Annotated in this window: 23 protein-coding genes; 14 read left to right on the top strand and 9 right to left on the bottom strand. The window is 59.2% G+C overall.

What is annotated here, in order from left to right:
• Positions 1-11: 11 nt before the first annotated feature.
• The 3 genes from crcB (at position 12) to ACQUWM_RS08850 (ending at position 1,699) form a co-directional block, all read left to right on the top strand.
• On the top strand, positions 12-392 hold the full coding sequence (gene crcB / locus ACQUWM_RS08860) for a fluoride efflux transporter CrcB (protein ID WP_407002906.1): 381 nt from the start codon (positions 12-14) through the stop codon (positions 390-392).
• 239 nt (positions 393-631) lie between these two features.
• Positions 632-838 (top strand): cold-shock protein, encoded by a 207-nt coding sequence (locus ACQUWM_RS08855; RefSeq protein ID WP_008172950.1) that lies wholly within the window; start codon positions 632-634, stop codon positions 836-838.
• A 165-nt stretch (positions 839-1,003) separates the two neighbouring features.
• The gene (locus tag ACQUWM_RS08850; RefSeq protein WP_407002905.1) at positions 1,004-1,699 is read left to right on the top strand and encodes a lysophospholipid acyltransferase family protein; all 696 of its coding nucleotides are present in this window, start codon (positions 1,004-1,006) and stop codon (positions 1,697-1,699) included.
• A 21-nt stretch (positions 1,700-1,720) separates the two neighbouring features.
• On the opposite strand, the gene ACQUWM_RS08845 is transcribed toward ACQUWM_RS08850, so the two are convergent.
• Positions 1,721-2,524, bottom strand: a complete 804-nt coding sequence (locus ACQUWM_RS08845; RefSeq protein ID WP_428921874.1) for a dienelactone hydrolase family protein — start codon at positions 2,522-2,524, stop codon at positions 1,721-1,723.
• Between the two features lie 107 nt (positions 2,525-2,631).
• On the opposite strand from ACQUWM_RS08845, the gene ald reads away from it, so the two are divergent.
• From ald to ACQUWM_RS08830, 3 genes are all read left to right on the top strand, one after another.
• On the top strand, positions 2,632-3,750 hold the full coding sequence (gene ald, locus ACQUWM_RS08840) for an alanine dehydrogenase (RefSeq protein ID WP_407002903.1): 1,119 nt from the start codon (positions 2,632-2,634) through the stop codon (positions 3,748-3,750).
• Positions 3,751-3,772: 22 nt separating this feature from the next.
• Entirely contained in the window at positions 3,773-4,345 is a 573-nt protein-coding gene (locus tag ACQUWM_RS08835; RefSeq protein ID WP_407002902.1) for a glutathione S-transferase family protein, read from the top strand.
• An 86-nt stretch (positions 4,346-4,431) separates the two neighbouring features.
• Positions 4,432-5,040 (top strand): Yip1 family protein, encoded by a 609-nt coding sequence (locus ACQUWM_RS08830; protein WP_407002901.1) that lies wholly within the window; start codon positions 4,432-4,434, stop codon positions 5,038-5,040.
• Positions 5,041-5,073: 33 nt separating this feature from the next.
• Here the strand turns inward: ACQUWM_RS08830 and ACQUWM_RS08825 are convergent, their stop codons facing one another.
• Complete coding sequence (locus ACQUWM_RS08825; protein ID WP_428921873.1) at positions 5,074-7,488, bottom strand: xylulose 5-phosphate 3-epimerase; 2,415 nt, start codon at positions 7,486-7,488, stop codon at positions 5,074-5,076.
• A gap of 188 nt (positions 7,489-7,676) precedes the next feature.
• Here ACQUWM_RS08825 and ACQUWM_RS08820 point away from each other — a divergent pair, with 188 nt between their 5' ends.
• A complete protein-coding gene (locus tag ACQUWM_RS08820) occupies positions 7,677-7,967 on the top strand; it encodes a type VI secretion system PAAR protein (RefSeq protein WP_406989438.1) in 291 nt (96 codons plus the stop codon).
• Positions 7,968-7,991: 24 nt separating this feature from the next.
• On the opposite strand, the gene ACQUWM_RS08815 is transcribed toward ACQUWM_RS08820, so the two are convergent.
• Together ACQUWM_RS08815 and ACQUWM_RS08810 are read right to left on the bottom strand one after the other, a co-directional pair.
• Positions 7,992-8,618, bottom strand: coding sequence for an HPP family protein (locus ACQUWM_RS08815; RefSeq protein ID WP_428921872.1), 627 nt, complete (start codon positions 8,616-8,618; stop codon positions 7,992-7,994).
• Positions 8,619-8,724: 106 nt separating this feature from the next.
• Positions 8,725-9,339 (bottom strand): TetR/AcrR family transcriptional regulator, encoded by a 615-nt coding sequence (locus tag ACQUWM_RS08810; protein WP_406989436.1) that lies wholly within the window; start codon positions 9,337-9,339, stop codon positions 8,725-8,727.
• Between the two features lie 96 nt (positions 9,340-9,435).
• Here ACQUWM_RS08810 and ACQUWM_RS08805 point away from each other — a divergent pair, with 96 nt between their 5' ends.
• The 4 genes from ACQUWM_RS08805 to ilvD all read left to right on the top strand — a co-directional run bounded on the left by ACQUWM_RS08805 (position 9,436) and on the right by ilvD (position 14,666).
• On the top strand, positions 9,436-10,263 hold the full coding sequence (locus tag ACQUWM_RS08805) for an SDR family NAD(P)-dependent oxidoreductase (RefSeq protein ID WP_428921871.1): 828 nt from the start codon (positions 9,436-9,438) through the stop codon (positions 10,261-10,263).
• A 29-nt stretch (positions 10,264-10,292) separates the two neighbouring features.
• Positions 10,293-11,216, top strand: a complete 924-nt coding sequence (locus ACQUWM_RS08800; protein ID WP_407002897.1) for a ferritin-like domain-containing protein — start codon at positions 10,293-10,295, stop codon at positions 11,214-11,216.
• Positions 11,217-11,374: 158 nt separating this feature from the next.
• Positions 11,375-12,919: a flavin-containing monooxygenase gene (locus tag ACQUWM_RS08795; protein ID WP_428921870.1), complete on the top strand. Its 1,545-nt coding sequence runs from the start codon at positions 11,375-11,377 to the stop codon at positions 12,917-12,919.
• A gap of 70 nt (positions 12,920-12,989) precedes the next feature.
• Positions 12,990-14,666, top strand: coding sequence for a dihydroxy-acid dehydratase (gene ilvD / locus ACQUWM_RS08790; protein WP_428921869.1), 1,677 nt, complete (start codon positions 12,990-12,992; stop codon positions 14,664-14,666).
• On the opposite strand, the gene ACQUWM_RS08785 is transcribed toward ilvD, so the two are convergent.
• Positions 14,650-17,259 (bottom strand): EAL domain-containing protein, encoded by a 2,610-nt coding sequence (locus ACQUWM_RS08785; protein ID WP_428921868.1) that lies wholly within the window; start codon positions 17,257-17,259, stop codon positions 14,650-14,652. The two genes, ilvD and ACQUWM_RS08785, sit on opposite strands and share 17 nt — an antisense overlap.
• A 304-nt stretch (positions 17,260-17,563) precedes the next feature.
• Between ACQUWM_RS08785 and pbpG the strand changes: the two genes are divergently transcribed.
• Both pbpG and ACQUWM_RS08775 read left to right on the top strand, forming a co-directional pair.
• On the top strand, positions 17,564-18,505 hold the full coding sequence (gene pbpG / locus ACQUWM_RS08780) for a D-alanyl-D-alanine endopeptidase (protein WP_407002893.1): 942 nt from the start codon (positions 17,564-17,566) through the stop codon (positions 18,503-18,505).
• Between the two features lie 24 nt (positions 18,506-18,529).
• Entirely contained in the window at positions 18,530-19,009 is a 480-nt protein-coding gene (locus ACQUWM_RS08775) for an asparaginase domain-containing protein (RefSeq protein ID WP_407002892.1), read from the top strand.
• A gap of 7 nt (positions 19,010-19,016) precedes the next feature.
• Here the strand turns inward: ACQUWM_RS08775 and ACQUWM_RS08770 are convergent, their stop codons facing one another.
• The 3 genes from ACQUWM_RS08770 to ACQUWM_RS08760 are packed head-to-tail and all read right to left on the bottom strand — an operon-like array spanning position 19,017 to position 21,940.
• Positions 19,017-19,709 carry a pseudouridine synthase gene (locus ACQUWM_RS08770; RefSeq protein WP_428921867.1) on the bottom strand — a complete coding sequence of 231 codons (693 nt, stop codon included), beginning with the start codon at positions 19,707-19,709 and terminating at the stop codon, positions 19,017-19,019.
• Between the two features lie 2 nt (positions 19,710-19,711).
• Entirely contained in the window at positions 19,712-20,743 is a 1,032-nt protein-coding gene (locus tag ACQUWM_RS08765; protein WP_428921866.1) for a metal-dependent hydrolase, read from the bottom strand.
• A gap of 18 nt (positions 20,744-20,761) precedes the next feature.
• Positions 20,762-21,940: a lytic murein transglycosylase gene (locus ACQUWM_RS08760; protein WP_428921865.1), complete on the bottom strand. Its 1,179-nt coding sequence runs from the start codon at positions 21,938-21,940 to the stop codon at positions 20,762-20,764.
• Positions 21,941-22,242: 302 nt separating this feature from the next.
• Here ACQUWM_RS08760 and ACQUWM_RS08755 point away from each other — a divergent pair, with 302 nt between their 5' ends.
• A complete protein-coding gene (locus ACQUWM_RS08755; protein ID WP_407002889.1) occupies positions 22,243-23,130 on the top strand; it encodes a response regulator in 888 nt (295 codons plus the stop codon).
• Here ACQUWM_RS08755 and phoR read toward each other — a convergent pair whose 3' ends face one another.
• Positions 23,131-24,447 (bottom strand): phosphate regulon sensor histidine kinase PhoR, encoded by a 1,317-nt coding sequence (gene phoR, locus ACQUWM_RS08750; protein ID WP_428921864.1) that lies wholly within the window; start codon positions 24,445-24,447, stop codon positions 23,131-23,133.
• Positions 24,448-24,461: the final 14 nt, after the last annotated feature.

The raw sequence follows: 24,461 nt of genomic DNA, 5'->3' as shown, positions 1-24,461 counted from the left end.
AGTGATCTGATATGTGGCTGTCCTTTGTTGCCGTGAGTGTTGGCGCCGTGATCGGCGCCAACCTTCGTTGGGCGCTGGGTTTGTGGCTGAACGCCAGTTACCACGTCATCCCGCTGGGCACGCTGGCTGCGAACCTTACAGGCGGGTGGCTGGTGGGGCTGTTAATCGGCTTTTTCATGCATGGCAGTTCCCTGGCCCCGGAATGGCGACTGTTTGCCATCACTGGTCTGTGCGGTGCGTTAACCACCTTTTCCACTTTCTCGCTGGAGATGTTCGCCGCCATCCAGGAGGGCAAGTGGAGTATGGCCATTGCCGGTGTATTGGCTCATGTGGTCGGCTCCATCCTCATGACAGCGCTGGGAATTTATACGTTTGGCCTGCTTCGCGGGTGATGGGTATCTATACCTACAGAAATTATTAAAAATACTCTTGGCAATCCCCTGAATCAGGAGTAGAGTATTTTGCGTAGGAAAGATTCAGCAAAGCATTTCATGAATAAGACGTACCTCCGCAGTTAGTAGTGACCGTCCTGTTTTTGATTCCGCGAGTTCTGTATTTCCGTCAAACGCTGACCCTGCACCACGAAGGTGTCTGGCAGCAGATAATATGATTGATTTCAGGAAGTTTAAGTATGTCTACTACTACCGGTACTGTTAAGTTCTTCAACGAAGCAAAAGGCTTTGGCTTTATCACTCGTGAAGGCGGCCCGGACGTTTTTGTTCACTACAGCGCTATTCAGGGCAGCGGTTTCAAAACTCTGGCAGAAGGCCAGCAGGTTGAGTTCACCGTTACCCAGGGCCAGAAAGGTCCTCAGGCGGAGAACGTTGTTGCTCTGTAATCCCTCCCGGATTAAGCAATAACCGCCAAAAAAGGCAGCTTCGGCTGCCTTTTTTTATGCCTTTGGCCCCTCCTGAAATTTGTGATTCCAGGTTCCCTGTGTAATCTTTACGCCCCTGTTGCCCGTTATTGACTGGCGTTGTTGAGATGTTCAGGAACCCCTTCTATGCTGCAATTCGTCAAAGCAATCTGGATTCTGTTCTGGGCTGCCCTGCTGACCCTTCTGCTGTTCTTCCCGATCGTCATTGCTGCCTTGGTGGGCAAGCGTGGTGATGCCGCCTTCCATGGTACCCAGGTCTTTGCGTGGACCATCCTCAAGGTAACCGGTATCCGCCTGGTGGTGACCGGCAGGGAGAACATCGTGCCGGGGCAACGCTACGTGATTCTCAGCAACCACGCGTCCTACTTTGATCCGCCGGCACTGGTCTTGGCGTTGGGACTGCAATATCGCTGGGTCATCAAGAAGGAATTGAGAAAGGTGCCTCTGTTCGGGCTGGCGCTGGAAACCTCGAGAAACCTGTTTATCGACCGCTCAAAAGGCAGCGCTGCCCTGGAGAGTATCAAGCGCGGTGTTGCCCAGTTGCCGGATGGCACCGGAATACTGCTGTTCCCGGAAGGCACGCGTTCCCTGGATGGCCACTTGCTGCCGTTCAAGAAAGGCGGTTTTGTGATTGCCAGGGACGGGAAGTTGCCGATACTTCCGGTGACCATCCGGGGCTCTCACGATCGCCTGCCCAAGGGTACTGCGGCTTTCAGTCCTGGTATTATTGAAATCGTTATCCATCCGCCGGTTACTACCAGTGACAAGTCGGTAGACGAGTTGATGGCGGAAGTGAAGGGCACCATTGCTGGTGCCCTGTAACGCGATTCTTCTCGTGTCCGCTTATTCCGCAAAAATCTCGTTGTAGAAACGCAGTGTGCCGTCCCAGGAACGGTCAGCTGCGGCTTTGTCATAGCCGACAGGCATGCCGAATTCCTTGCCAATCCTGTCGGCCTCCGGGTTGGTGAAAGAGTGCAGAACGCCCGGGAATGACACCAGGGTCAGGTCCACTTCCGCATCCTGCATTTCCGTGACCAGACCGGCAACCTGATCAGACGGCACCATCTGGTCGGCTCCGCCGGTATAGACCTGCACGCGGGCGCTGACCTTGCCGGCCTCGGCCTTGATGGGGCTGCCTAGAGCGCCGTGATAGCTCACCACGCCATCCAGATCGACACCCAGCCTCGCCATGTTCAGTACCACGGCGCCACCGAAACAGTACCCCTGGGCGGCAATGCGGTCGCCATCGACGCTGTCGTGCTCCTGCAGCAATTCCATTGCTGCCACGAAGCGGGATTTGATGTTGTCGATGTCACTGGTGGCTTCCTGCATGAACTGTTTGGCGTCGTCAGGATGGTCGGCGACCTTGCCAGAACCGTACATGTCCAGCGCGAAGGCAGTGTAGCCGGCTTTGGCCAGCTTTTCCGCCTGGTCGCGGGCAAATTCGTTGTGCCCCCACCATTCATGGACGACGAGTACCCCCGGGCGTTTGCCATCGACGTCATCGTCCCAGGCGAGATAGCCGGTGAAGGTGTCCCCGTTAACGGAATATTCGACGGTTTCGGTCTGCATGTCGGCGATTACCTGTGTGCTGGCCAGTGACATTGCGATCGTGACGGCGGATAGGGTGGTTGTGATCATCTTCATGGTCGTTCCTGCTCCTTGCTGGCTTGATGTTTCTTCCGGTATCTCACCTTTTTACTACACTTTGCTTCTGGAAACACCGTCAGTCACGGACCTGAGAGGTACTGGTAATGAAGATAGGCGTCCCCAGGGAAGTAAAGAATCACGAATACCGCGTGGGTATGACTCCGGCGGCCGTGCGGGAATTGGCCTCCCATAATCATGAGGTGTTTGTGGAAACCGGAGCGGGTGCCGCCATCGGGTTTTCTGACCAGCTCTACCGTGACGCAGGCGCTCAGATCCTCGACGATGGTCCTGCGGTGTTTGCCAGTGCCGGTCTGATTGTCAAAGTCAAAGAGCCTCAGGCTGACGAACGCACCTTGCTGACGGCGAATCATACCCTGTTCACCTACCTTCACCTGGCGCCCGACCAGTCGCAGACAGACGATCTGGTGCGCTCCGGGGCCACCTGCATCGCCTACGAGACCGTAACCGACAGCCATGGGCGGCTGCCATTGCTGGCGCCGATGTCGGAAGTCGCGGGGAGGATGTCGATTCAGGCCGGGGCTCACTGCCTGGAGAAATACATGGGTGGGCGAGGGGTGCTACTTGGCGGTGTGCCCGGAGTGGCCCCGGCCCGGGTCACGGTTATTGGCGGAGGTACGGTGGGTCAGAATGCGGTGGCCATGGCGGTTGGGCTGGGTGCGCAGGTGACTGTGCTGGACAGAAATATGGACGTACTGCGGGAACTGGATCACTTGTATGGGAACCGGATCAGCACCCTGTTTTCCACCGCCGAGACCCTGGAGCAGGCGGTTATCGAATCAGATCTTGTCATTGGCGGGGTGCTGATTCCCGGCGCGTCGGCGCCGAAACTGGTGACCCGTGACATGGTGTCCCGCATGCCGGAAGGCAGCGTGATTGTCGATGTGGCCATTGATCAGGGCGGCTGCACCGAGACCTCCAGGCCGACCACACACGATGCGCCCACCTACCAGGTTGATGGCGTGGTACATTACTGCGTGGCCAACATGCCCGGCGCCGTGGCCCGCACCTCAACGCTGGCGTTGAACAATGTCACGCTGCCTTTTATTGTGGCACTGGCCAACAAGGGCCCGGAGCAGGCGATGAGGGAGGACGTTCACCTGCTGCACGGCCTGAATGTCTATCAGGGACGGATAACCTACAGAGAGGTAGCCGAGGCAACCGGGCATGCCTTCACGGACCCCGCTTCGCTGTTCGGGACTTAACCCGCTGACGACTGGAGAGCACATGAAACTGATTGGTTCCACGACATCACCTTACGTTCGCCGTATTCGTATATTGCTGGATGAAGAGCCCCATGACTTCGTCAACCTCGACATTTATGGTGAAGGGCGTGACGAACTTCGCCGCAACAATCCGGCGTTGAAGATTCCGATGCTGGTGGACGGTGACCAGGAGATTTACGATTCCCGCATTATTGCCCGTTATCTGAGTGCCAAGCAGGGCCGGGATCCGCTGACCTGGAACCAGCAGAACCAGCTCACCTTGGTCGACGCTGCCAACGATTCAGCGGTCACGCTGCTGCTCTCGGAGCGCTCTGGCCTGGACACTCAGGCGGATGTGATGTTCTTCAACCTGCAGCGAGAGCGCATCATGACCACGCTGAGAACGCTGGCGGCGATGGTTGATGATGGTCAGTTCGAAGAGTGGAATTACCCGGCAATGTGTCTGTATTGCCTTGTGGACTGGCTGGATTTCCGCGACCTGGTGAGTTTCGAGGGGGTCGAGAGTCTGTTGTCTTTCCGGGATCGCCAGAAGGAGCGGCCCTGGGTCGCTGAAACCGATCCCCGTAATAGCTGAATTAACTGGAGTTTTTTGCCGTTCTGATCTAGCTTTTAAGGTGAAGCGTAATAGATAGCAGTCGATAACAATAATGGAGGGCGGCAATGCTCCTGTCACACGCGTTTGGTCTTTTTACCCACCCCGATGACGAGTGGAATTCCATCCGGAAAGAACACGCGCCACCCCGCCGTCTGTACGTCGCCTATGTGCTGGTTCTGGCGGCGATTGCGCCCATATGCGCCTACATATCAACAGCCTATTTTGGCTGGACCGTGGGTGACGATCGTCTGATCAAACTGACGGAAATCAGCGCCCTGCAGCTCAGTGTCCTGACGTACCTCGCCATGCTGGTAGGTGTGTTTGCACTGGGTTACGCCGTTAACTGGATGGCCAGGACCTACGGGGCCGTGGAAGAGCATGTGCCCTCAAATGGTATAGCCCTGGTATCCTATTCGTGCACCCCGCTGTTCCTGGCCGGTTTTGCCCTGTTGTATCCGGTGCCCTGGTTTAACGCCATCGTATTTCTCGTGGCTGCCTGTTACGGCGCCTGGTTGATGTATGACGGGCTACCCATCGTGATGGGAATCGAGAAAGAGCGTGCTGTCATGTACGGCGGTGCGCTGCTGACGGTGGCACTGGTTATCCTGGTGTCTACCCGTGTCGGATCGGTTCTGATCTGGAATATGGGGTTTGGTCCTGTTTTCACCAGTTGAGGGCTGACCCTTCGCCAGAACCTGGCGCCTTGCCTACGTCCGGTTACCGGTAATCACAGAGGGATTTCCCTGGCCCTCCACGGCAGCGAGTTCGGTGCTGGAAAGCCACTCACCCGGAGGGCGTTCCATGACATTGGCGCACGCTGTCAGGGCGTGGGCCCAGGAACAACGATTGGCAAACAGCATGCCGGCCTCGTTCAGAGTGCCACCTCGGTTGATGTAACCCAGCACCCGGGATTGCCGTGGTTCGGGAAACAGTCGATGCAGGTGCCCGCGGAACACCTCCGGGCGCATGTGGGTCAATGCTACCCGACGGTGAAGCCGGGCGGGAAACAGTCGCTCCCGTTCAAACTCGGAAAGGCAGACCGTTGCTTCGCAAGTGTCCCGTGGCTGGCGGAAACGGGCCGGCTCCTGTAGATAGATCAGCCGAAAGGGTGTGCCAGTCTCCCTCAGCCGGTCGCAGGCGCGCATCAATTCTGATAGCTGGTAGGCGCCGTTGGCAATCAGCAGCAATGGGTCTCCACTGGAAGTGTCCTCGTCCACCACTAACGCGCCGTTGTGGGCCAGTGCCTGTGCTTCTTTCTCGTTAAACAGGCACGGTCGCTCCCGCTTCGGCACTACCATGCAGGTCAGGGTCCCCCGGCCCTGATAAATACCGGGCAAAGCCGCCAGTGCGCTGTTGTAGTCGGCGGGAAAAACCACCCGCGACACGTCGTTCATTTCTGCCAGCAGAGCTTCACAGAAAGTTGTGTCCTGATGGGACTGCTCGTTCTTGCCGTTCTCCCAGGTATGGGATGTGGCAATGATCGGAAAGCCCAGCCAGCGGGCGGGACGGCCCACTTCCTTCTGGTGACGGGCAAAGATCAGTTCCTGGCGAATGGCGCCCAGCATTTTCACGCAGAAGGCTTCATAGCTGGCCACCAGATTCAGCCCCGCCTTGTTGGCGAGACAGGCAGATACCACCGCCTCTTCATTGAGCGCGGTGATTATCCTGCCCTGCACCGATTCCTGATCGCACTCGGGATCATTCACCCGGTGTTTCAGTTGAGCCAGAACGCCGTTGAGCCGATTGCTGGCGAGTTCATCCGGATTGCCTACCCGTGCCCGCAGGTCGGGGTTGGCGGTCACCAGCGCGGTAAAGAAATCGTCGACGGCCTGCATCGGAGAGCAATGGCCGCTGACCCGGGGGATCTCCGGAATGACCGGTTCCGACGGATTGCGCATCGCCAGGGCGTGATCCCGTTCCAGCGGGCGTTGCTGATCGTGATGCTGATTAAGCTGGCGCACACTCCCGGCCAGCTCATCCGGCGCCACCCAAAGCTGGTCGGCGTGGGTCTGGAAAAGTTTCCTGGCCCTGGCATCCACTCGCGGACTGCCGGGCAATGGCAAATTGTGAGCCGCGTTGCGACCGGCGCCGTAGAAGCCGAAGCCCTTGGTGGTCTCGGCAATGCCGTAGGGAACCTGGACCGGATAGGGTTGTTCGCCGCGGGCGGCCTGCCTGCCGTTTTCCGCCAGTGTTTTTTCCATCTCGTATAGCACACAGACAAAGGCTGCGGGGTCGCGGCCGTCAAAACGCACAGGTGCGAAGCCCCGGCCTGACAGGTGCTCTTCAAATCGCTCCAGGCCCGCCTGTGTGCCCAGTTCCGTTCGTTGTTCGATCCTCCGACCGTTGGCAATCATGATGGGCATCACCATGCCGCAGTCTTCAGCCCGCCACCATCGGGGTATCCAGTCGCTGCCCCGTTGCTCCTCGGCGGCACCGTCGGACAGGAAGGCCACCAGGGATTCACCGGGTAGTGGCATGTGAGCATATTGAAGTTCGGCAAATCCCAGGTAGCCGCCCTCGATGATGCCACCGGCTGTATGAGGGTTCACGTGGCTGCCCAGTGGCGCTTCCATGCCGCCATCCGGTCGTTGGCAGTAGCTGTAAAAATCCGATGCCAGTCTCGACAGCCCCTCGGGGCCGAGGTACCGGGCCTGCTGTTCCGGATGCAGGTTACCGGTCAGTACGTTAAGGGCATCGATAGCAGCAACGCAATGCCCCTGGCCCATGAGCCAGCTGCGGGTTTGCCCGGTCAGGTTGTTCAGTGCCAGATAGGCGGCGTAGGCGGGTACCATGTTCAGGGCGCCGCCGGTGTGGCCCTCGGGATGGCTTTTGAAATCTTCTGCCATCAATGGCTGACCACTGATGTCCACCCGCCTGGTGTAGGTCATGTGAGCGACCAGCCATAAGCCCGCGCTGGTAAGGCGATCCAGTGCGCACAACTTGCGGAACACTGCGGCGGTGTCCGGCTGTCGTCCCTCGGTCACCAGTTCTTCAGCCATGGCTCTGGCCCTGGCGCAGGTGGCGGGGGAATGCTGTATGACACCGTAACCCTGGTTCCAGAGATCATAATCCGGGCAACCGGAGGTCGGAGCGGCGGACTCCGAATGGCTGGATGGTGACATGGTGGGCCTCCAATGGCATAAACGTATGACAGAATTGTAGACGAGCCACCCTGGCCCGCCTTTGATGCAGGTCATTTGGCATGCTATCCGGCAGGGGGTGAGACCGGGTCGTTTGGCATGTAAGCGTATTGCCTTTAAGATAGGGCTTCTGGAAATCAGATTGTCACGGAAGAGAAGGAATTCAGGGAATGAGTAAAGCGATTGTATTGCTGGGCGATATCGGAACGGACCATCAGGGCTTTCCGCCCACTCCTGTCATTGCAGGCTCCCCCGACGTGCTGGTTGATGGCAAACCGGTCGCACGGTTGGGCGACCCCCTCGCCATGCACTCCAAACCCAAACACCCGCCTCACCCGCGCGCGATTGCGGCCGGCTCCGGTACGGTGCTGATCAACGGTATTCCTGCAGCCATTACCGGCAGCGCGGTTTCCTGTGGCGGCGTTACCATCGGCAGCGGTAGTGTCATTATCGGAAGCTGAATTGCCGAAGGTATCCGGCGGCTCTCAGGTCCTCGATGCGGCTCCCGCGTCCGGGATGCTTTTCCGTACTGACCACAGCGGATAGGGAATGCCGGACAGCCGGTTCATCACGAAGGCATGTACCAGCAACAGACTGACACCTGCCATGAGAACCGGCAGTTGTGCCGGATCGGGCATGAGCCCGAGGGATACAATCAGCGCCGTCGCGCCCGCTGGCGGATGGGCAATGCGGAACAGCACCATCAGGCAGCCGGTCAGTCCCAGTGAAAGTGCCGCAGCGCCAACCCGGGCCAGGTCCACCCCACTGAGGAAGGCTGAAGGCTGGTTCTGCAGGCCAAACACATACAGGCTCAGCAGCCCCATAGCGGCTCCGACAAAGTGACCGCACAGAGTATTGCGGGGCGAGGCCGGTTCTGCCAGTGGTACGTGGAAAAGAATAAAGGCAGTGGCGCCCAGTGACGGAAAGATAAAAGCCTCCTGGGTGACCAGTGCAACGAACGACACCAGGGCGATGCTGAGCCCGCCATTGATCAGGCTGAAGCCTGCCATCACCGACTTTCGGCTGTAACGCTCAGCGAGCCGCTCCAGATGCAGGGCGGTCAGCAACCCGGACACCAGTTGCCAGCGCAGTCGTTCGTTTCTCTGTCCCATGACCTGTTGCCCATCCTTTTAGGCACCAAAAGGGTGCACGATGGTAGGGCCTGATATAGGTCAAGGCAAATCGTAATTTTCGATATCGGTTACCGATTTGGCACCATTATGGTGCAACCAGTGCCATCTCACGCTCGGTGTAATGGCCAACCATATCCGCCAGCCCCTCGGCAAGCTCGTCAAAGGTGATGGGCGGTGCGGGATCACACAGGTGCCGCACCACGGAATAGATACCGCCATTGATCATGATGTAGCTCATGGTCGGTATGTTGCGGATCTTCAGGGTTTCCGGGTGATGCATCAGGTACTGGGTGACCAGTTCCGACAGGGTTTTCTGCAGTGGTTCCACGTGTTGTTCGAAATCCAGTGCCATGGCGTAGCGGGCGCATTTCAGATAGCGCTCATTGTCGGCCTGGAGAAAATCCCTGAAGTGTCCGAGCAGGTCCAGTACCGCTTCCTTTATCGGTTTCCGAACAATGGTCGGGATCAGTGGTTGGATCATGGCGATGGTGTCAGCCACGAAACGCTCGCTCATGACCTGGAAGATCTCTTCCTTGTTCTCGAAGTATTCGTACAGGGAACCCACGCCAACCCCTGCAATATCAGCAATTTGCCGGGTAGTTGTGGCGGCCGGACCACGGTCTGCCATGGCAATGAATCCGGCTTCGACAATGGCGTCCACGGTGGCTTTGGCGCGTTGTTGAACAGGTTTTCTGGCCATAATTTTTCCGAATTGAATCCGAACAAGCGTTCGCTTTATCGTGGGTGAATCATTCACTGATAATTTAAGTGTAGGTATTCCATGTTCGGAAGTCGTTTGCCCAATAAACCCAGCCGCGGCGCCGCTGCGGTCGTAACCGGGGCCGGTAGTGGTATTGGCCGTGCCTTCGCGCTGGAAATTGCCCGCCGGGGCGGCTCTGTTCTGTGCTCGGACATCAACCTGGCAACCGCGAAGGAAACCGTGGCGCTGGTGGAAGAGCAGGGCGGCCAGGCCTGGGCGTTCAAATGCGACGTCAGCAAGCTCAACCAGGTCGAAGCACTGGCTGAGGAGGCCGAGCGGGTTCTGCCCGGGCCGGTCAGTCTCGTCATCAACAATGCCGGTGTCGGTGTTGGCGGTAAATCCGTGGGCGAGGCGACCATGACGGACTGGAAATGGACGCTGGGGATCAACCTGTGGGGCGTCATTCACGGCTGCCATGTGTTTACCCCGAAGCTGAAACAGCTGGGTTACGGAGGCATTATCAATGTTGCCTCCACCGCGAGCTTTTCCGCAGCCCCGCTGATGGGCGCCTACAACGTCACCAAGGCCGGTGCGCTGGCGCTGACTGAGACCATGGCGGCGGAGCTGGCCGGCTCCGGTATCTCGGTAACGGCGCTGTGTCCCACTCTGGTAAAAACCAACATCAAGGCCAACGGCCGCATTATCGGTGAATCTTCGAAACTGTTTGATCGCCTGATGGACCGATTCGGCATGCCGCCGGAGCGGGTGGTGAACGATGCCTTGAACGCTCTGGACCGGGGCGATCTCTATGTTATGCCGCAGTTCGATGCCCGCATGATCTGGCGGGCCAAGCGTCTGATTCCGCGCACCTACGCTCTGGGTACCGGGCTGATCAACCGTTTTGGCGTTAGCCGGCTGCACTGAATGACTCCATCCGGGAGGGGAGCGAGGTTATGGCGAATATCGATCTCGACAAGATGCTTGTCAGAATCAAGGACAGCCAGTGGGCGCTGGCGGACATCGACTGGGAGGCGCCGGGCGCAGACAAGATCAGCCCGGAGCAGTGGCCCAAGCTGAAGGCGTTCATGGCGGATCTGATGTGGATCGAGCACGTGGGCGCCCGGGGGTTTGCGGCGATGGCCAAGAAAGCCCCCACCGACACGCTGCGTGAAATCTACACCTACTTCCACGCTGAGGAGCAACGCCACGCCAACGCCGAGATGGCGCTGATGCGCCGCTGGGGCATGCTGGACGGGGATGAGCTGCCGGAGCCGAATATCAATCTGCGGCTGACCATTGAATGGCTGGACCGCTACAGCGATGACATGCCGCTGGAGGTGTTGGGTTCGGTGATTCCGATGCTGGAGATCGCCCTGGACGGCGCCTTGTTGAAGTTCCTGCTGGAGGAGGTGGACGATCCCCTGTGCCACGAGGTGTTCGAGAAGATCAACGCCGATGAGGCGCGCCATCTGGGGGTGGATTTCCACGTCATGGAGATGCTGGGTCAGGGCCGGATGCACCAGCTGGCGGTGAAGGCGATTGGTACGGTGGCCAATCCCAAGCTGATTCTTGGTGTGCTGGCCTATGCGCCGCTGCTGAACAAGATGCGGGACAATATTGTGGCCATGGGGCTGAAGGAAGAGCGCCTGTATGACGCGATGAACAAGTATGAGCGGATTGGCGGGCGTACGGCGGAAGGGCGCCGTAATCCGTGGTTCCAGATTATCAGTCAGCACGGGAAGATGGTGGTGAATCGGTCGCATCCTTATCACGTGCCGGTGGATGCGTTGGTGAAGTTGACCAGTTATATCCCCAGTCGGGTGGTGGGGCCGGTGCCTACCTGGGTCAAGGGTCTGACCTGGCGCACAACCGCCTGACTTATTGCCTTTGGGGGAGGGCAAGGAGCGGGGGGCTCTTTTCTTTCGGGAAAAGAACTCGCTGCGCTCAGACACCTTTGTCCCTGCAGAAAAGAGCCCCCCGCTCCTCGCCTGCCGGCATTGGGAGTTAACCGCTGTTAGGAACTGAGAGAGTTTTTATGACGACTGTTGTTGAGAAATCCAAGACCGCTCTACGTAAGAAGAAAGCGAGCCGCAAGGTGGTCGCCGAACCGGTTAAACAGGACGTGCATGTTCACGAGGTGCTGATTGTCGGCGCGGGTTTTGGTGGTCTTGGTACGGCGTTGCGGTTGCAGCAGGACGGTATCCGGGATGTGGTGATTCTGGAACGGGCCGGTGAGATTGGCGGTACCTGGCGGGACAATACTTATCCGGGGGCGGCCTGTGATATTCCGTCGAATCTGTATTCATTTTCGTTTGCGCCGAATCCGGACTGGTCGCGGAGTTTTTCCGGCAGTGGGGAGATTCTGAAGTATGTTCATTATCTGGCGGATTCGTTCAATCTGCGGCGGATGGTGAGATTCAACCAGGATGTCACCGGGCTGGAGTACAGCGAGAAAGAAGGTGTCTGGACGGCGTCGACGGCGGCGGGGGATACTTTCCGGGCGCGTTCGGTGGTGATGGCGCAGGGGCCGTTGTCGAATCCGGGGCTGCCAAAGATTGAAGGTATTGATTCGTTCAAGGGCCACACGGTGCACAGTGCCCGTTGGGATCATGATTACGATTTCACCGGTAAGCGGGTGGCGGTGATTGGCACCGGGGCCAGTGCGGTGCAGATTATTCCGGAGTTGGTGAAGCAGGCGTCGAAGCTCAAGGTGTTCCAGCGCACGCCGGGCTGGGTGTTGCCGAAACCGGATTTTGCCACGCCGGGCTGGAACCGGGCGCTGTTCCGCAAGGTGCCAGCCAGTCAGAAGGCGGTGCGCAAGGCGCTGTATCTGGGCCATGAGTCGGTGGCGTTGGGTATTGTGTGGAATTCGCCGCTGACGCGGGTGGTGGAGAAGGTGGCCGAGGCGCACCTGAACAGTCAGGTGAAGGATCCCTGGATGCGTCGTCAGCTGAAGCCGGATTTCCGCATTGGCTGCAAGCGGGTGTTGATGTCCAGTGACTATTACCCGGCGCTGCAGCAGGACAACTGCGAGCTGATTACCTGGCCGATCGCGAAGATCAGTGAGAACGGTATTCGCACCGCCGAGGGCATTGAGCATCAGTTCGATTGCATTGTGTTCGCCACCGGTTTTGATGTGTGTAATGCCGGTACGCCGTTCCCGGTCAGGGGCGTCGGCAGTCGTGAACTGGGCAAGGAATGGCGACGCGGGGCCCAAGCCTACAAGAGTATCAATGTGTCCGGTTACCCCAACCTGCACATGACCTTTGGCCCCAACTCCGGCCCCGGTCACAATTCGGCGCTGGTGTATATGGAATCCCAGATCGAGTACATCCTGAAAGCGGTGCGGGTGCTGCGCTCCCTGGAGATCAAGGCGCTGGATGTGAAGGCCCATATCCAGGCCCGCCATAACCGGGAGATCCAGAAGCGTCTGGCGAAGACCAACTGGAATTCCGGCTGCAAGAGCTGGTATCTCACCGAGGATGGCTTCAATGCCACCATGTACCCGGGGTTTGCCACCCAGTATGCGCGGCAGATGGCGTCGCTGGATCTGAAGGACTATGCCCTGATCCGCGCCTGATGGCGTTGTTGTGAGCCGGTTTTTCTGACAATCTGAAGCGAACCTGTACCCGCTCAGTAAGGAGACACCGATGACCGAGGACAAACGCCGTCGACATTCCGCCCCGGTGGTGGATGGCATCGGCAAGTCCGCCAGCCGCGCCATGCTGCGGGCGGTGGGCTTTAACGATGAAGATTTCCGCAAACCCCAGGTGGGCATTGCGTCGACCTGGAGCAATCTGACCCCCTGCAATATGCACATCAACCGCCTGGCGGAAGAGTCGGCGGCCGGTGCTGACGATGCCGGTGGCAAGGCCCTGATCTTCAACACCATCACCGTGTCCGACGGTATCGCCAATGGCACCGAGGGCATGAAGTACTCGCTGGTATCGCGGGAAGTCATCGCCGATTCCATCGAAACCACCGCCGGTTGTGAGGGCTTTGATGGTCTGGTGGCGATTGGTGGCTGTGACAAGAACATGCCGGGTTGCATCATGGGCCTGGCGCGGCTGAACCGCCCGTCGGTCTTTGTTTATGGCGGCACCATCATGCCCGGGGAGAACCACACCGACATTATCTCGGTGTTCGAGGCGGTGGGCGCCCACGACCGTGGCGATCTGGACCTGATCGAGGTGAAGCAGATCGAGGAAACCGCGATTCCCGGCCCTGGCTCCTGTGGTGGCATGTACACCGCCAACACCATGGCGTCGGCCATCGAAGCCATGGGCATGAGCCTGCCGGGCAGTTCGGCGCAGAACGCGGTGTCCGACTCCAAGGCGGAGGACTGCCGGGCCGCCGGGGCGGCGGTGCTGAATCTGCTGGAAAAGGACATCAAACCCTCGGACGTCATGACCCGGGAGGCGTTCGAGAACGCCATCACCGTGGTGATCGCCCTGGGTGGCTCCACCAATGCGGTCCTGCACCTGCTGGCCATGGCCAGCACCGTGGGAGTTGAGCTGTCGCTGGACGATTTCGTCGAGATTGGCAAAAAGGTGCCGGTACTGGCGGACCTGCGCCCCAGCGGGCATTACATGATGTCCGAGCTGGTGGCCATCGGCGGTATCCAGCCGCTGATGAAAATGCTGCTGGATCGCGGGCTGCTGCACGGTGACTGCCTGACGGTGACCGGCCAGACCCTGGCGGACAACCTGGCGGACGTGGCGCCGTATCCGGAAGGGCAGGACATCATTCATGCCTTCGACAATCCCATCAAGGCCGACAGCCACCTGCGGATTCTGTTCGGCAACCTGGCGCCCACCGGTGCGGTAGCCAAGATTACCGGCAAGGAAGGCACCCACTTTACCGGTCGGGCGCGAGTGTTCCATTCCGAGGAAGAGGCCCAGGAGCGGATCCTGGATGGCACGGTGGTGGCCGGTGATGTGCTGGTGATTCGTTACGAAGGCCCGAAAGGTGGCCCCGGAATGCGCGAGATGCTCAGTCCCACCTCGGCGATCATGGGCAAGGGCCTGGGCAGCGATGTGGCGTTGATTACCGATGGCCGGTTCTCAGGTGGCAGCCACGGCTTTGTGGTCGGTCATATTACCCCGGAAGCGGCCGAGGGCGGTCCTATTGCCCTGGTGGAAGATGGTGACACCATTACCATCGATGCGGTCACCAATCGCATTGAGCTGGATATATCGGAGGCGGAGCTCGAGAAACGGCGCAAGGCCTGGAAAGCACCGCAACCCCGCTTTACCCGGGGCGTGCTGGCGAAGTATGCCCGCACTGTCAGTTCCGCATCACTCGGCGCGGTTACCGATTTGCCGTAACCCGCTCCGGCCGGGCCCAGTAATATCCCTGGCCATGGAGGCCGGGGAATTGCTGGAGCCAGACGGCAACGGCTTCGTCTTCCACGCCTTCCACGACCACGTCCAGATCCAGCGCTTCACCCAGCTCCAACGCTGCGCGGAAGATGCGCTGGCGGGCCGGGTGGTCGAGGATATCCTCAAGAAAGCTACGGTCGATCTTGAGCTCGTCCAGGTCGAAACTCGCCAGGGTGCCCAGGGATGAGTGGCCGGTGCCGAAGTCATCCAGGGCAATACGGAAGCCCTGTTGGCTCAGGATGTGAATCATCGCCCGTGCCGCTTTGGGGTCCGCCATCATCGCGGTTTCGGTGATTTCCAGAATGAGATCCCGGGGGCGCATGTTATGGCGTGTGATGATCTCCAGTACTTCCTGGTCAAACCTCGGGTGGGCCAGATCCTTGGCGGATATGTTCACCGCTACCGAGATATTCCTCCCGAATTTCGAGGTCAGGTGTTCGTAGTCATCGCAGGCCTGGTTAATCACCCACAGCGTGACCGGATGAATCACGCCCACCTGTTCGGCGAGGGGGATCCAGTGGTCCGGCGGAACCCTGCCAAATTCGGGATGCTGCCAGCGGATCAGCGCTTCCACCGAACTGACCCGGGCATCACGAATGCCCACCTTGGGCTGGTATTCCAGCCACATGCTGTCGTTGGTCAGGGCTTCCTCGACGTCCAGCATCAGGATTTGCTGCCGGTACTGCCACTCGGCAATGGACGGATCATATTCGCACAGGGTCTGATCGGCCTTGAGGGAAGCAAAGCCAGCCGATGAAAGAATGCCCGGTGCATCGGGGCCGTGTTCGGGCGCGTGGGCAATACCCACCGATGGGCTCCAGGAGAAGGCAAAGCGCCCCTCGCGGAAATGGGTGTCGAGCCAGGTCTCCAACTCTGCCATGAAGTACTGTTCATCGCCGCTGTCACCATGCCGGTGGAAAGCAAAGGCGTGATTGAGGGTGTCGATGCTGGCGAGGGCGTGGCCGTTGATTCTTATCAATCGGACGTCGAAGGTACGCTCAAGGAAACGGCTCATGCGTCGCAGGTAGGTTTTCAGCAGTTCCTCGGCGGTGCGATAACCCAGAGTCTGCTCAATTTCGTTAAACCGGTGTAGGCGGACCAGGCAGAGGGTATAAGGAATCTTTTTGCTGTTGAGCGTTTCCAGGGATTCTTCCAGGATTGCCCGGTTGGGTTTACCGGTGACCCGGTGGGTTTTCAGCAGCCGGTCGTAATCCTTTTCGATTCTTGCCCTCAGTTGCCCCTCCTGTCTCGCCCGCACATCGGCGCTTAGCCGTTTTTTACGCTCCTCCAGCAGTAGCCGACCCACACCGCTGGTCAGGATCAGTGACGCGAGGGCGGCACCGAGGAAAAAGGCAGAATCTGTGAAGCTGTTAACCGGGAGCCATCCGATCGTGCGCAGCGACGACACAATCGCGCCACTGAAAATGGCCAGGATCGACAGGCCGTAATAGCGGGCGTAGACATGTCGGCGAAGCTGTTGCACCACCACCGCAAGGATGAATACGCCTGTAGCCGTTGCCAGTACCAGCAGGGAACCCTGCCCGGGGAACGTCAGGCCCAGCGGGGTGACAACGGCCAGGGCGAGGGCGATCAGACTGATGGCATTGAGAATGCCGGCAATCGCGCGGGGGATGGACAGGAAGTGAGGCGTGAACTGGCACAGTGCGATCAGGCACAAGGGCAGCGACACGCTGAGCAAGGCATTTAACTGTGGCCATTCAGGCCACAGGAACCAGAGCCCGAATCCGTCCATAACCAGTTGGCTGTGCATGACCCCCACCATCAGCACACTCAGCCATGCCAGGCCCGGGCGTCGCAGCATGATGACAATACTGATGTTGAATAGCAGGGCGAAAGCGAGCAATCCGCCGATGAAGGCCTTCCATGCCAGGGTGAAGGCGGTGTCACCGAGAATGGTCTCCGGCTCGTGAATGGAGAGCGGCAGCAGGGTCGGGCCGGAGTTTTCAACCTCAAACAGGAATGTGGTTGTGCCCGGTTCGAGGGTGACGGGCCAGATCCATTGTGGCAGGTCAAAGAGGCGGTTGTGGAACGGGTGGACATCGCCCATGTGTGGTAGCCGTTCAACTCGTCCGGCCGGGGTGATCATCGCCGGCGTAATGTGATCAAGGGAGGGGGCGGCAACCACCAGTAGCTTGCGCCTGGGTTGCGAATCCGGATTGTCCAGAGTGAAACGGAAGGTGGCCGGCTGGTTCAGGTAGCCAATGCCGGTGTGGTTCTCTGACGTGGCGGTCCAGGACGGGGCAGACGAAGCCGGCGCGGTCAGTATGTCTTCCAGCGGGTGTAGTGTGAATGCCATTCCCACGTGGTCGGCGTGATCTTCTGTGCCCAGTTCCGCCAGCTCGTATCCTGGCGTGATATCACGCTCTGAAGCGAGGAATGATACAGCGAGCAGTCCGTAAGACAGGCCGAAAACAAGGAGGCTAAGGGGTAACCAGCGCCGGATCAGACCCGGGATTTTTCGCCAGGTATTGGCAAGGAGGATGCCCGGGTGAGTTTGCTGGTTTGCCGATGAGTCCATTCAGGGAAATGGTCCTGTGGTCTGTCCGATATGCCAGAGTTGGCCGTTACACAGTGATTACAAATATAAATATTGTGTAACATTATGAATTCCAAGTAATTTTACGGCATTTTATAGTGTTTTGCATTTGCCGTTTAAAACGGATGAGTGAAAAGTGTGATCGCGGGCACGATATTCGCGGACCGTGCATTTCTGAAAGAGTGTTAATGCCCGATTCCTTCAGGGGGCAGTCCATCGCCGGGATTCGCTGGTATAGTAGGCGGCACCTTTGCCACCGTTAACGAGATGTCCCCGAGGTAGATTGATGCTCCGAATTGTCCTGTCCGGCATGATGCTTCTGATGTGCGGTATCGCAGTATCCCAGGCCCACGCCCATAACCGTGATGGGGAGCCCGTTCAACTGGCGTCCGTCAATGCTGCCGTGGCACACGCGGGCGATAACGGGCTGCTGTTCGACAAGCACGCGAACAGGGTTGTGCCCATCGCATCGGTCACCAAACTGATGACCGCACTGGTCGTGCTGGACTCGGGGGAACCTCTTAATGAGTGGCTGGAATTCCGGGAACGCCATGTGCCTGCAGCGGCCAACGCCTACACCCGAATTCGCGTGGGCTCGGAAATGCGCCGTTCGGACATGCTGCGGATTGCCCTGATGTCATCGGAAAACTTCGCCGCCTACACCCTGGCGCGTCATCATCCCGGCGGATACGACGGTTTTGTCCGGGCGATGAATGAGAAGGCCCGGGAGCTGGGCATGACCCGCACACAGTTTGTGGACCCAACGGGGTTGTCCCTGGAAAACACCTCCACCGCCTCGGATCTGGTCAGGCTGGCGAATGCGGCGGCCAGGCACCCGCAGATCGGGGACTATTCCACCACACGCTACTTCACTGGTCATTTCCGCCAGCCCCGTTACAGCCTGTCGTTTGGTAACACCAACGTTCTGGTTCACCGGGATAGCTGGGGCGTGTCGCTTAGCAAAACCGGTTATCTGTCAGAGGCTGGACGCTGTCTGGTCATGGTGTCCAATATGAATGGTGAGCAGGTGGTGACCGTGCTGCTTGATTCGCTGGGGACTCGTTCGCCCATGGGGGATGCCGGTCGTATCCGCCGCTGGCTGGACACTGGCGCGGTCGGCAAGGTGGCCGCGGCGGCGAAGGCCTATGAACGGGAAAAGAACGCTGCCTACGCCGCAGCGGCGAATAACACGGCGGTCGGTGAGCATTCGACAGCCGACGTCAACTGATAAAGGCAGGCGGGAAACAAACCGATGATCGAGATAATGACGACCGGTGGCACCATCGACAAAGTTTATTTCGATGCCAACAGCGAGTTCGAAGTCGGCGACTCCCTGTTGCCGGAGCTGCTGAGTGAATCCAATATTCACGACGGGTATAAGATCACCGGCTTGATGCGAAAGGACAGTCTGGAAATCAACGATGAGGACCGAGAGCAGATCCGGCAGGCGGTGGCGTCGTCGGAGTCCGGTCAGATCCTGATAACCCACGGCACCGACACCATGGCGGAAACCGCGCAGGCGCTGGAGACGGTCGGTGACAAAACCATCGTTCTGCTCGGGGCGATGCAGCCGGCGAGAATGCGGCGCAGCGATGCTGTGTTCAACCTTGGCTTTGCCTGGGCGGCGGTCCAGCTGTTGCCCGCGGGTGTCTACATTGCCATGAACGGCGAGGTATTTGAGGCCGGGGCGGTTCGCAAGAACCTGAAAGCCCAGCGCTTCGAACGAATCTGAGGGTTTGTCAGGGGATGGCGTTGATTTCCGCTTCGGTCAGTTCCCTGAACTCGCCCGGCGCAAGACGGCTGTCCAGCTCAATGGCGCCTATGCGTAGCCGGTGCAACGCCGAGACGCGGTTGCCGGTGGCGGCCAGCATCCGTTTGACCTGATGGTAACGACCCTCCGCGATGGTGAGTTCAATCTCTTGCTCACTGAGCCAAAGCACGTCGGCCGGCTTGGTGGGTTTGGGATCGTTCCTCAGTTCGATGCCGTCCCGCAGCTGTTGAAGAGCGACTTCAGTAATCGGATCGCAGAGAGTGACGCGGTAGGTCTTGGGGCATTTTACCCGGGGGGAAGTCACGCGGTGCGACCACTGACCGTCCGATGTCAGTAATAACAACCCGGTGGTGTCGGCATCCAGGCGACCGGCGATGTGAAGGTCAGGCCGAAGCCCCGAAGGCAGCAGGTCCAGAGCCGTGGGGTGGTCGCTGTCGGTGGTTGCGCTCACTACGCCTTGCGGCTTGTTGAGCATCAGGTAGCGGTCTCCGGGCAAGGCCAGCGGATGATCATCCAGAGATACCCTGGCATCGGTGCTGATGTGGGTGGCTACCTGACGACACGCCCGACCGTCCACAATCACGCGCCCCTGCCCGATGGCCCGCTTGGCTTCCTTGCGGGACAACGGAGTTGTGGTGGCAATGAACTGGTCCAGTCGCATGATTACGAGCAGCCTTCCCCCGGCGGTGGCAATTCCAGGCTCGCCAGGCACAGGACCGGTGCCGCGCCGGTCAGCCTGGCCCAGAGCGCGCCCAGCAACTCGCGGCGCAGGGCTGGGCGGTCCTGGCGATAACTGGGGGCAGGTTCCAGAGCATCGCCATTATACCTTGCCAGCACAAAGGTAAACGGATGCGCGCCGGGCACACCCAGCCGCACATCGGTGGCCAGCAGCAAGTCATCAACCTGTTCATAATGAAGGAACCCATCGGTGAACCACGCCAGGCGCTGACCCTCCTTCAGAGTGCTTGCCTGCTCCGCCAGGGCCGGATCCCGGGGGAACGACTCCAGCGTCAGTGGCGTGTCCCCATCGAGGAAGCCGGTCACCATCTCTACCCGGCGATCGTCACTGACGACGGTGACACGCCACAGAATGGTGTTGAACGGCATTGGCTGGACCATGCGCGGTGCATCCGCGAGTCCCGCATCGGCGAGCGCAGGTTCAACCCGGTTGGATATGACCTGTTGCGCGACCAGGGTCCACACCAGGTAAAGCGTGGAAACGCCCAGGCCGGCCATCAGGCTTCCGGTTTTTTCCGGTCTCACCAGGAAGCAGGCAATGGCCGCCAGCAGTGGCACGGTATACAGCGGGTCAATAATAAAAATGCTGTTCAGGGCGATGGGCGGCCCCAGTGGCCAGAACAGCTGGGTGCCATAGGTAGTAAAGGCATCCAGTAGGGGGTGGGTCAGCAGTATCAGCCCGGTGAGCGCCAGCCAGCGCTGGTAGCTGATTACCGGTTTCCAGCGCCACAGTGCCCAGGCCAGCGGCAGAGACAGAAGCGCCAGTATGAACAGTGAGTGGGTGAATCCGCGGTGCTGGGTGAAATTGGCCACCGCGGTCCCGTAATCTATGACCACGTCCAGATCCGGAAGGGTGCCAAGGACCGCCCCGGCCAGGAGTGCGGAGCGTCCGAGTGTCTTGCCTGCCACGGCGCCGGCGATGGTGGCGCCCAGGGCTGCTTGTGTTATCGAATCCATGGGCTCAGCTATGCTTCATCAGAGATCAAGGTCGAGCCTGGAAAAGACCGTTTCTCCCGGGTAACCATCAGCGACCATGTCATGCCTTGCCTGGAAACTACGGATGGCCGAGCGTGTGGCCGGGCCCATGATGCCGTCAGGTTCGCCACTGTCGAAACCGTTGTCGTTGAGGGCCTGTTGCAGGGCCAGGATATCGTCCCGGGACAGGTTTGGCTGATCCTCCGGTGGCGGGTTCCGCAGTGCGCCGGCACCGGCAATCCGGTCCGCCAGGTGGCCGACCGCAATGGCGTAGAATTCCGAGCGGTTCCAGCCCATGATCACGTTGAAGTTCCGGTACGCCAGAAAGGCCGGGCCCCGGTGGCCGGATGGCACCACCAGCGCGGCTTTGATCGGTTCGTTCGACAGCGGGTCGCCAAACGCGTCGGTCACTCCCAGTTTGTTCCATTCGTCCAGAGTGAGGCGGCGCCCATCGGCCAGTTCATAATCGAAGTCTTCCGGCAGCAGTACCTCCCGACCCCAGCGGTAGTCGCTGTCCCAGCCCAGGTCTGCGAGGAATTTGCCAGCGGACATCATCGCGTCTGGCAGACTGTTCCAGAGGTCGCGCTTGCCATCGCCATCGGCGTCCACGGCGTGTTTCAGGAACACGGTGGGCATGAACTGGACGTGGCCCATGGCGCCGGCCCAGGAGCCTTCCATTTGCTCAGCGGGAATGGCGCCTTCGTCAATAATCTGTAATGCGGCCGTTAACTGTTCGGTGAAGAAGCTGCTGCGCCTGGGATCGCAGGCCAGGGTCGCCAGGGAGCTGGGCACGGACATTTTGCCGAAGTAGGTGCCAAAGTTGGTCTCCAGACCCCAGAAAGCCAGCAGATACGGCGCGGGCACCCCGGTTTCCCGGGTGACATTGGCCAGCAGTTCCCGGTGTTCCAGTAACAGCGAGCGCCCGTTGCTGATCCGGTCGTCGTTGACCCGTCGGTTCAGGTAATCGGCAAAGGTAGTGGTGAACTCCGGTTGCCGGCGATCCAGTTCGATGACGCGATCCAGGTGCTCCACCTGTGACAGCACATCGCTGGCCGTGGCCTCCGCCACTCCCGCTTCGATGGCATGGGTCTTCAGTCCGGCGACGCATTCCTGAAAGCTGTCACTGGAGCTGGTATCTGAAGATGCCGGTAGTGAAAAAACGGCAAGAATGCCAGTCACTGAGAGGTAACGGAGAATCCTTTTGCCTGGGGTAGTCCCTGATTGTCTCTTAAGCACGCAAAACCTCGGTGTGATAAACGAATGATGAGGTGTCCAACTCGCATCGGCTGCCCCATGTTAGCCTTTTTTCTACGAACGGAAATACCGGTTTGGGCCTCTCTGGGTGACAATTCTTTAACCCGGCGGTTCCACTGTTGATATGAATTGTGGTGTTTTTGTAGCCATGGGGTCCCTGGCCGCCGGCTTTGTTCTATAGTTTGTTGCGTATATTTATCCAGTTGGCGGTGAGAAGGTCGAAAAACATGGCAACGCTGAAAGCGCTGGTGGTTGATGACGCCAGCTTTGTCCGGGATCTGGTGAAGCGAACGGTGCGCCAGCGTTTTCCTGTCATTGAAACCACCGATGCCCAGAACGGTCGACGGGCCCAGTCGCTGATGTCCCGCACGGTGTTTGATCTGATCCTTTGTGACTGGGAAATGCCGGAAATGTCCGGCCTGGAGCTGCTGCAGTGGATGCGGCAGCAACCCCAGTATGAAAAGGTTCCCTTTATCATGATCACCAGTCGTGGTGACAAGGACCACGTGGTTGAGGCCGTCAGGGAGGGAGTGTCCGAGTACCTCGGCAAGCCCTTCAGTCCGGATGGCCTCAGCAAGAAGATCATCAAGGTGATGGGACCAACACTGAAAAACGCGATGGATCGTGGCGGCAAATCCATGGGTGGCCCGGCGGATGCTTTCAAGGAATCCGCCGACCTGTTGACCCAGAAGCGGAAGCCCGAGCCTGCGCCTGCTGTGGGTGAGAACCGCCCGACGGCATCGCCGCTGCTGAAGTCGGGTGCGGGGACCAGTGAAAAATCACCCGTGGCCCGGGGAGCAATGAGCGTGGCGTCGATCCGGTTCGCTGACAGTACCCTCAAATCCGTGGTCAAGGACATCACCCTGACGGAGGTCCGGGTGATCGCCCGGCGTGATCAGGATTTTCCCGGTATTCTCGATCAGGCGGTCGTGGACATCGAGATTGCCGAAGGGCAGATGGCCAGGCTGAACGGCTATATTCACCAGTTACAGGCGGTCGACAAGCGGCAGGACACCGACTTTGTCAGTGTCACCATCCGTTTTGTCGATGAAGACCCGAAGAAAATGGAAGACCTGTCCCGCTTTATTGCCCGCTTTCGTGCCGGCAGTCGCTGATCAGGAGATCTTTTCCGGCGCCCGCTCGACCAGTCTCTCCCTCGGAAAGTGGCAGATGAACTCGCTGCCATCACCAATCCGGCTGCGGATTTCCAGGTTGCCATCGTGGTTCAGCAGAACATGTTTGACGATGGCCAGGCCCAGGCCGGTGCCGCCGGTTTCCTTGTGGCGGCTGGGGTCGGCGCGATAAAAGCGCTCGGTCAGACGTGGTATGTGCACCGGATCGATGCCGATGCCGGTATCCCGGACCGACAAATGGGCGCCTTCGCGGTTTGCGCTCCAGTTAATGGTGATATGGCCTTTTGCCGGTGTGTACTTCACCGCATTGAACACCAGATTGGAGAACGCGCTGCGTAACTGGCTTTCATCCCCTTTCAGCAGTCGGTGATCGGTGATGTTGACGCTGAATTCATGCTGTTTGTCTCCACTGAGGGCACTGGCGTCGTGACAGATCTGTCTGAGCAGGGCTTCGACGTCGGTCACGGTGTCGTTGACGGTTTGCTCCCCGGTCTCAATCTTTGACAGCAGGATCAGGTCGGTAATCAGCGCCTCCATCCGCGAGGACTGTTGTGCCATGGTGTTGATAGCGCGCCGCCATTTGGGGGGAAGACTATCGGCATTGTCCACCAGGGTTTCGAGATAGCCGCTGATCACCGTCAGGGGCGTGCGCATCTCGTGGGACACGTTGCCCACGAAGTCGCGGCGCATTTGTTCCAACTGGTAGAGCCGGGTGACGTCCTTGGCGACGATCAGGCGATCATCGTCCCCAAACAGACTGATCTGGATCTGCAGGCGGATGTGCGGTTTGGCCGGTGAATGGATCTCCAGAGAATCCCGATAGTCCCGGGCATCAAAGTAAGCCTTGAATGCCGGTGTGCGTATCAGGTTATGGATGTACTGGCCCCGGTCCGTGTTGCGGCGAAACCCCAGCAGGTATTCCGCGGAGCCGTTCCACCATTCCATCGCGCCACTGGCGTCGGTCATGATGACGCCATCACGCATGGCATTGGTGGATTCCTGTACCCGGTTGATCTGCGCCCTCAGTCGGTCCTGGAGGCGGAGGTGGTTCTGGTGCAGTTTGTGGAGACCATCAAAGATATCGCCCCACAACCCCACGCTTTGAGGCGCCTCGCTGGTGGCACTGGGATGGCCGAGCCAGTGGTAAAGGCGTTTGGCCTGGATCAGCGTCCACCAGAGGTAGGCAATCAGACCGATGGTCAGGCCGTAGATCGGGTAGCCGAAAAAAGCGCCAGCGGCGGTGCAGATGACCAGGAAGCCGATAATCAGTCGTAAATATCGTGACCAGTTGTGTTGCATGCAACAGCCTTACG

The sequence above is a fragment of the Marinobacter sp. DUT-3 genome, assembly GCF_050379435.1.
In the GTDB taxonomy this organism is placed as follows: Bacteria; Pseudomonadota; Gammaproteobacteria; order Pseudomonadales; family Oleiphilaceae; genus Marinobacter.
The sequence above is the reverse complement of the archived record's forward strand: the minus strand, read 5'-3'. Positions and strand labels throughout refer to the sequence as shown.

Coding starts and splice junctions, on each gene's coding strand:
- crcB (WP_407002906.1), top strand. CDS start 12: ATGTGGCTGTCCTTTGTTGCCGTGAGTGTTGGCGCCGTGATCGGCGCC.
- ACQUWM_RS08855 (WP_008172950.1), top strand. CDS start 632: ATGTCTACTACTACCGGTACTGTTAAGTTCTTCAACGAAGCAAAAGGC.
- ACQUWM_RS08850 (WP_407002905.1), top strand. CDS start 1,004: ATGCTGCAATTCGTCAAAGCAATCTGGATTCTGTTCTGGGCTGCCCTG.
- ACQUWM_RS08845 (WP_428921874.1), bottom strand. CDS start 2,524: ATGAAGATGATCACAACCACCCTATCCGCCGTCACGATCGCAATGTCA.
- ald (WP_407002903.1), top strand. CDS start 2,632: ATGAAGATAGGCGTCCCCAGGGAAGTAAAGAATCACGAATACCGCGTG.
- ACQUWM_RS08835 (WP_407002902.1), top strand. CDS start 3,773: ATGAAACTGATTGGTTCCACGACATCACCTTACGTTCGCCGTATTCGT.
- ACQUWM_RS08830 (WP_407002901.1), top strand. CDS start 4,432: ATGCTCCTGTCACACGCGTTTGGTCTTTTTACCCACCCCGATGACGAG.
- ACQUWM_RS08825 (WP_428921873.1), bottom strand. CDS start 7,488: ATGTCACCATCCAGCCATTCGGAGTCCGCCGCTCCGACCTCCGGTTGC.
- ACQUWM_RS08820 (WP_406989438.1), top strand. CDS start 7,677: ATGAGTAAAGCGATTGTATTGCTGGGCGATATCGGAACGGACCATCAG.
- ACQUWM_RS08815 (WP_428921872.1), bottom strand. CDS start 8,618: ATGGGACAGAGAAACGAACGACTGCGCTGGCAACTGGTGTCCGGGTTG.
- ACQUWM_RS08810 (WP_406989436.1), bottom strand. CDS start 9,339: ATGGCCAGAAAACCTGTTCAACAACGCGCCAAAGCCACCGTGGACGCC.
- ACQUWM_RS08800 (WP_407002897.1), top strand. CDS start 10,293: ATGGCGAATATCGATCTCGACAAGATGCTTGTCAGAATCAAGGACAGC.
- ACQUWM_RS08795 (WP_428921870.1), top strand. CDS start 11,375: ATGACGACTGTTGTTGAGAAATCCAAGACCGCTCTACGTAAGAAGAAA.
- ilvD (WP_428921869.1), top strand. CDS start 12,990: ATGACCGAGGACAAACGCCGTCGACATTCCGCCCCGGTGGTGGATGGC.
- ACQUWM_RS08785 (WP_428921868.1), bottom strand. CDS start 17,259: ATGGACTCATCGGCAAACCAGCAAACTCACCCGGGCATCCTCCTTGCC.
- pbpG (WP_407002893.1), top strand. CDS start 17,564: ATGCTCCGAATTGTCCTGTCCGGCATGATGCTTCTGATGTGCGGTATC.
- ACQUWM_RS08775 (WP_407002892.1), top strand. CDS start 18,530: ATGATCGAGATAATGACGACCGGTGGCACCATCGACAAAGTTTATTTC.
- ACQUWM_RS08770 (WP_428921867.1), bottom strand. CDS start 19,709: ATGCGACTGGACCAGTTCATTGCCACCACAACTCCGTTGTCCCGCAAG.
- ACQUWM_RS08765 (WP_428921866.1), bottom strand. CDS start 20,743: ATGGATTCGATAACACAAGCAGCCCTGGGCGCCACCATCGCCGGCGCC.
- ACQUWM_RS08755 (WP_407002889.1), top strand. CDS start 22,243: ATGGCAACGCTGAAAGCGCTGGTGGTTGATGACGCCAGCTTTGTCCGG.
- phoR (WP_428921864.1), bottom strand. CDS start 24,447: ATGCAACACAACTGGTCACGATATTTACGACTGATTATCGGCTTCCTG.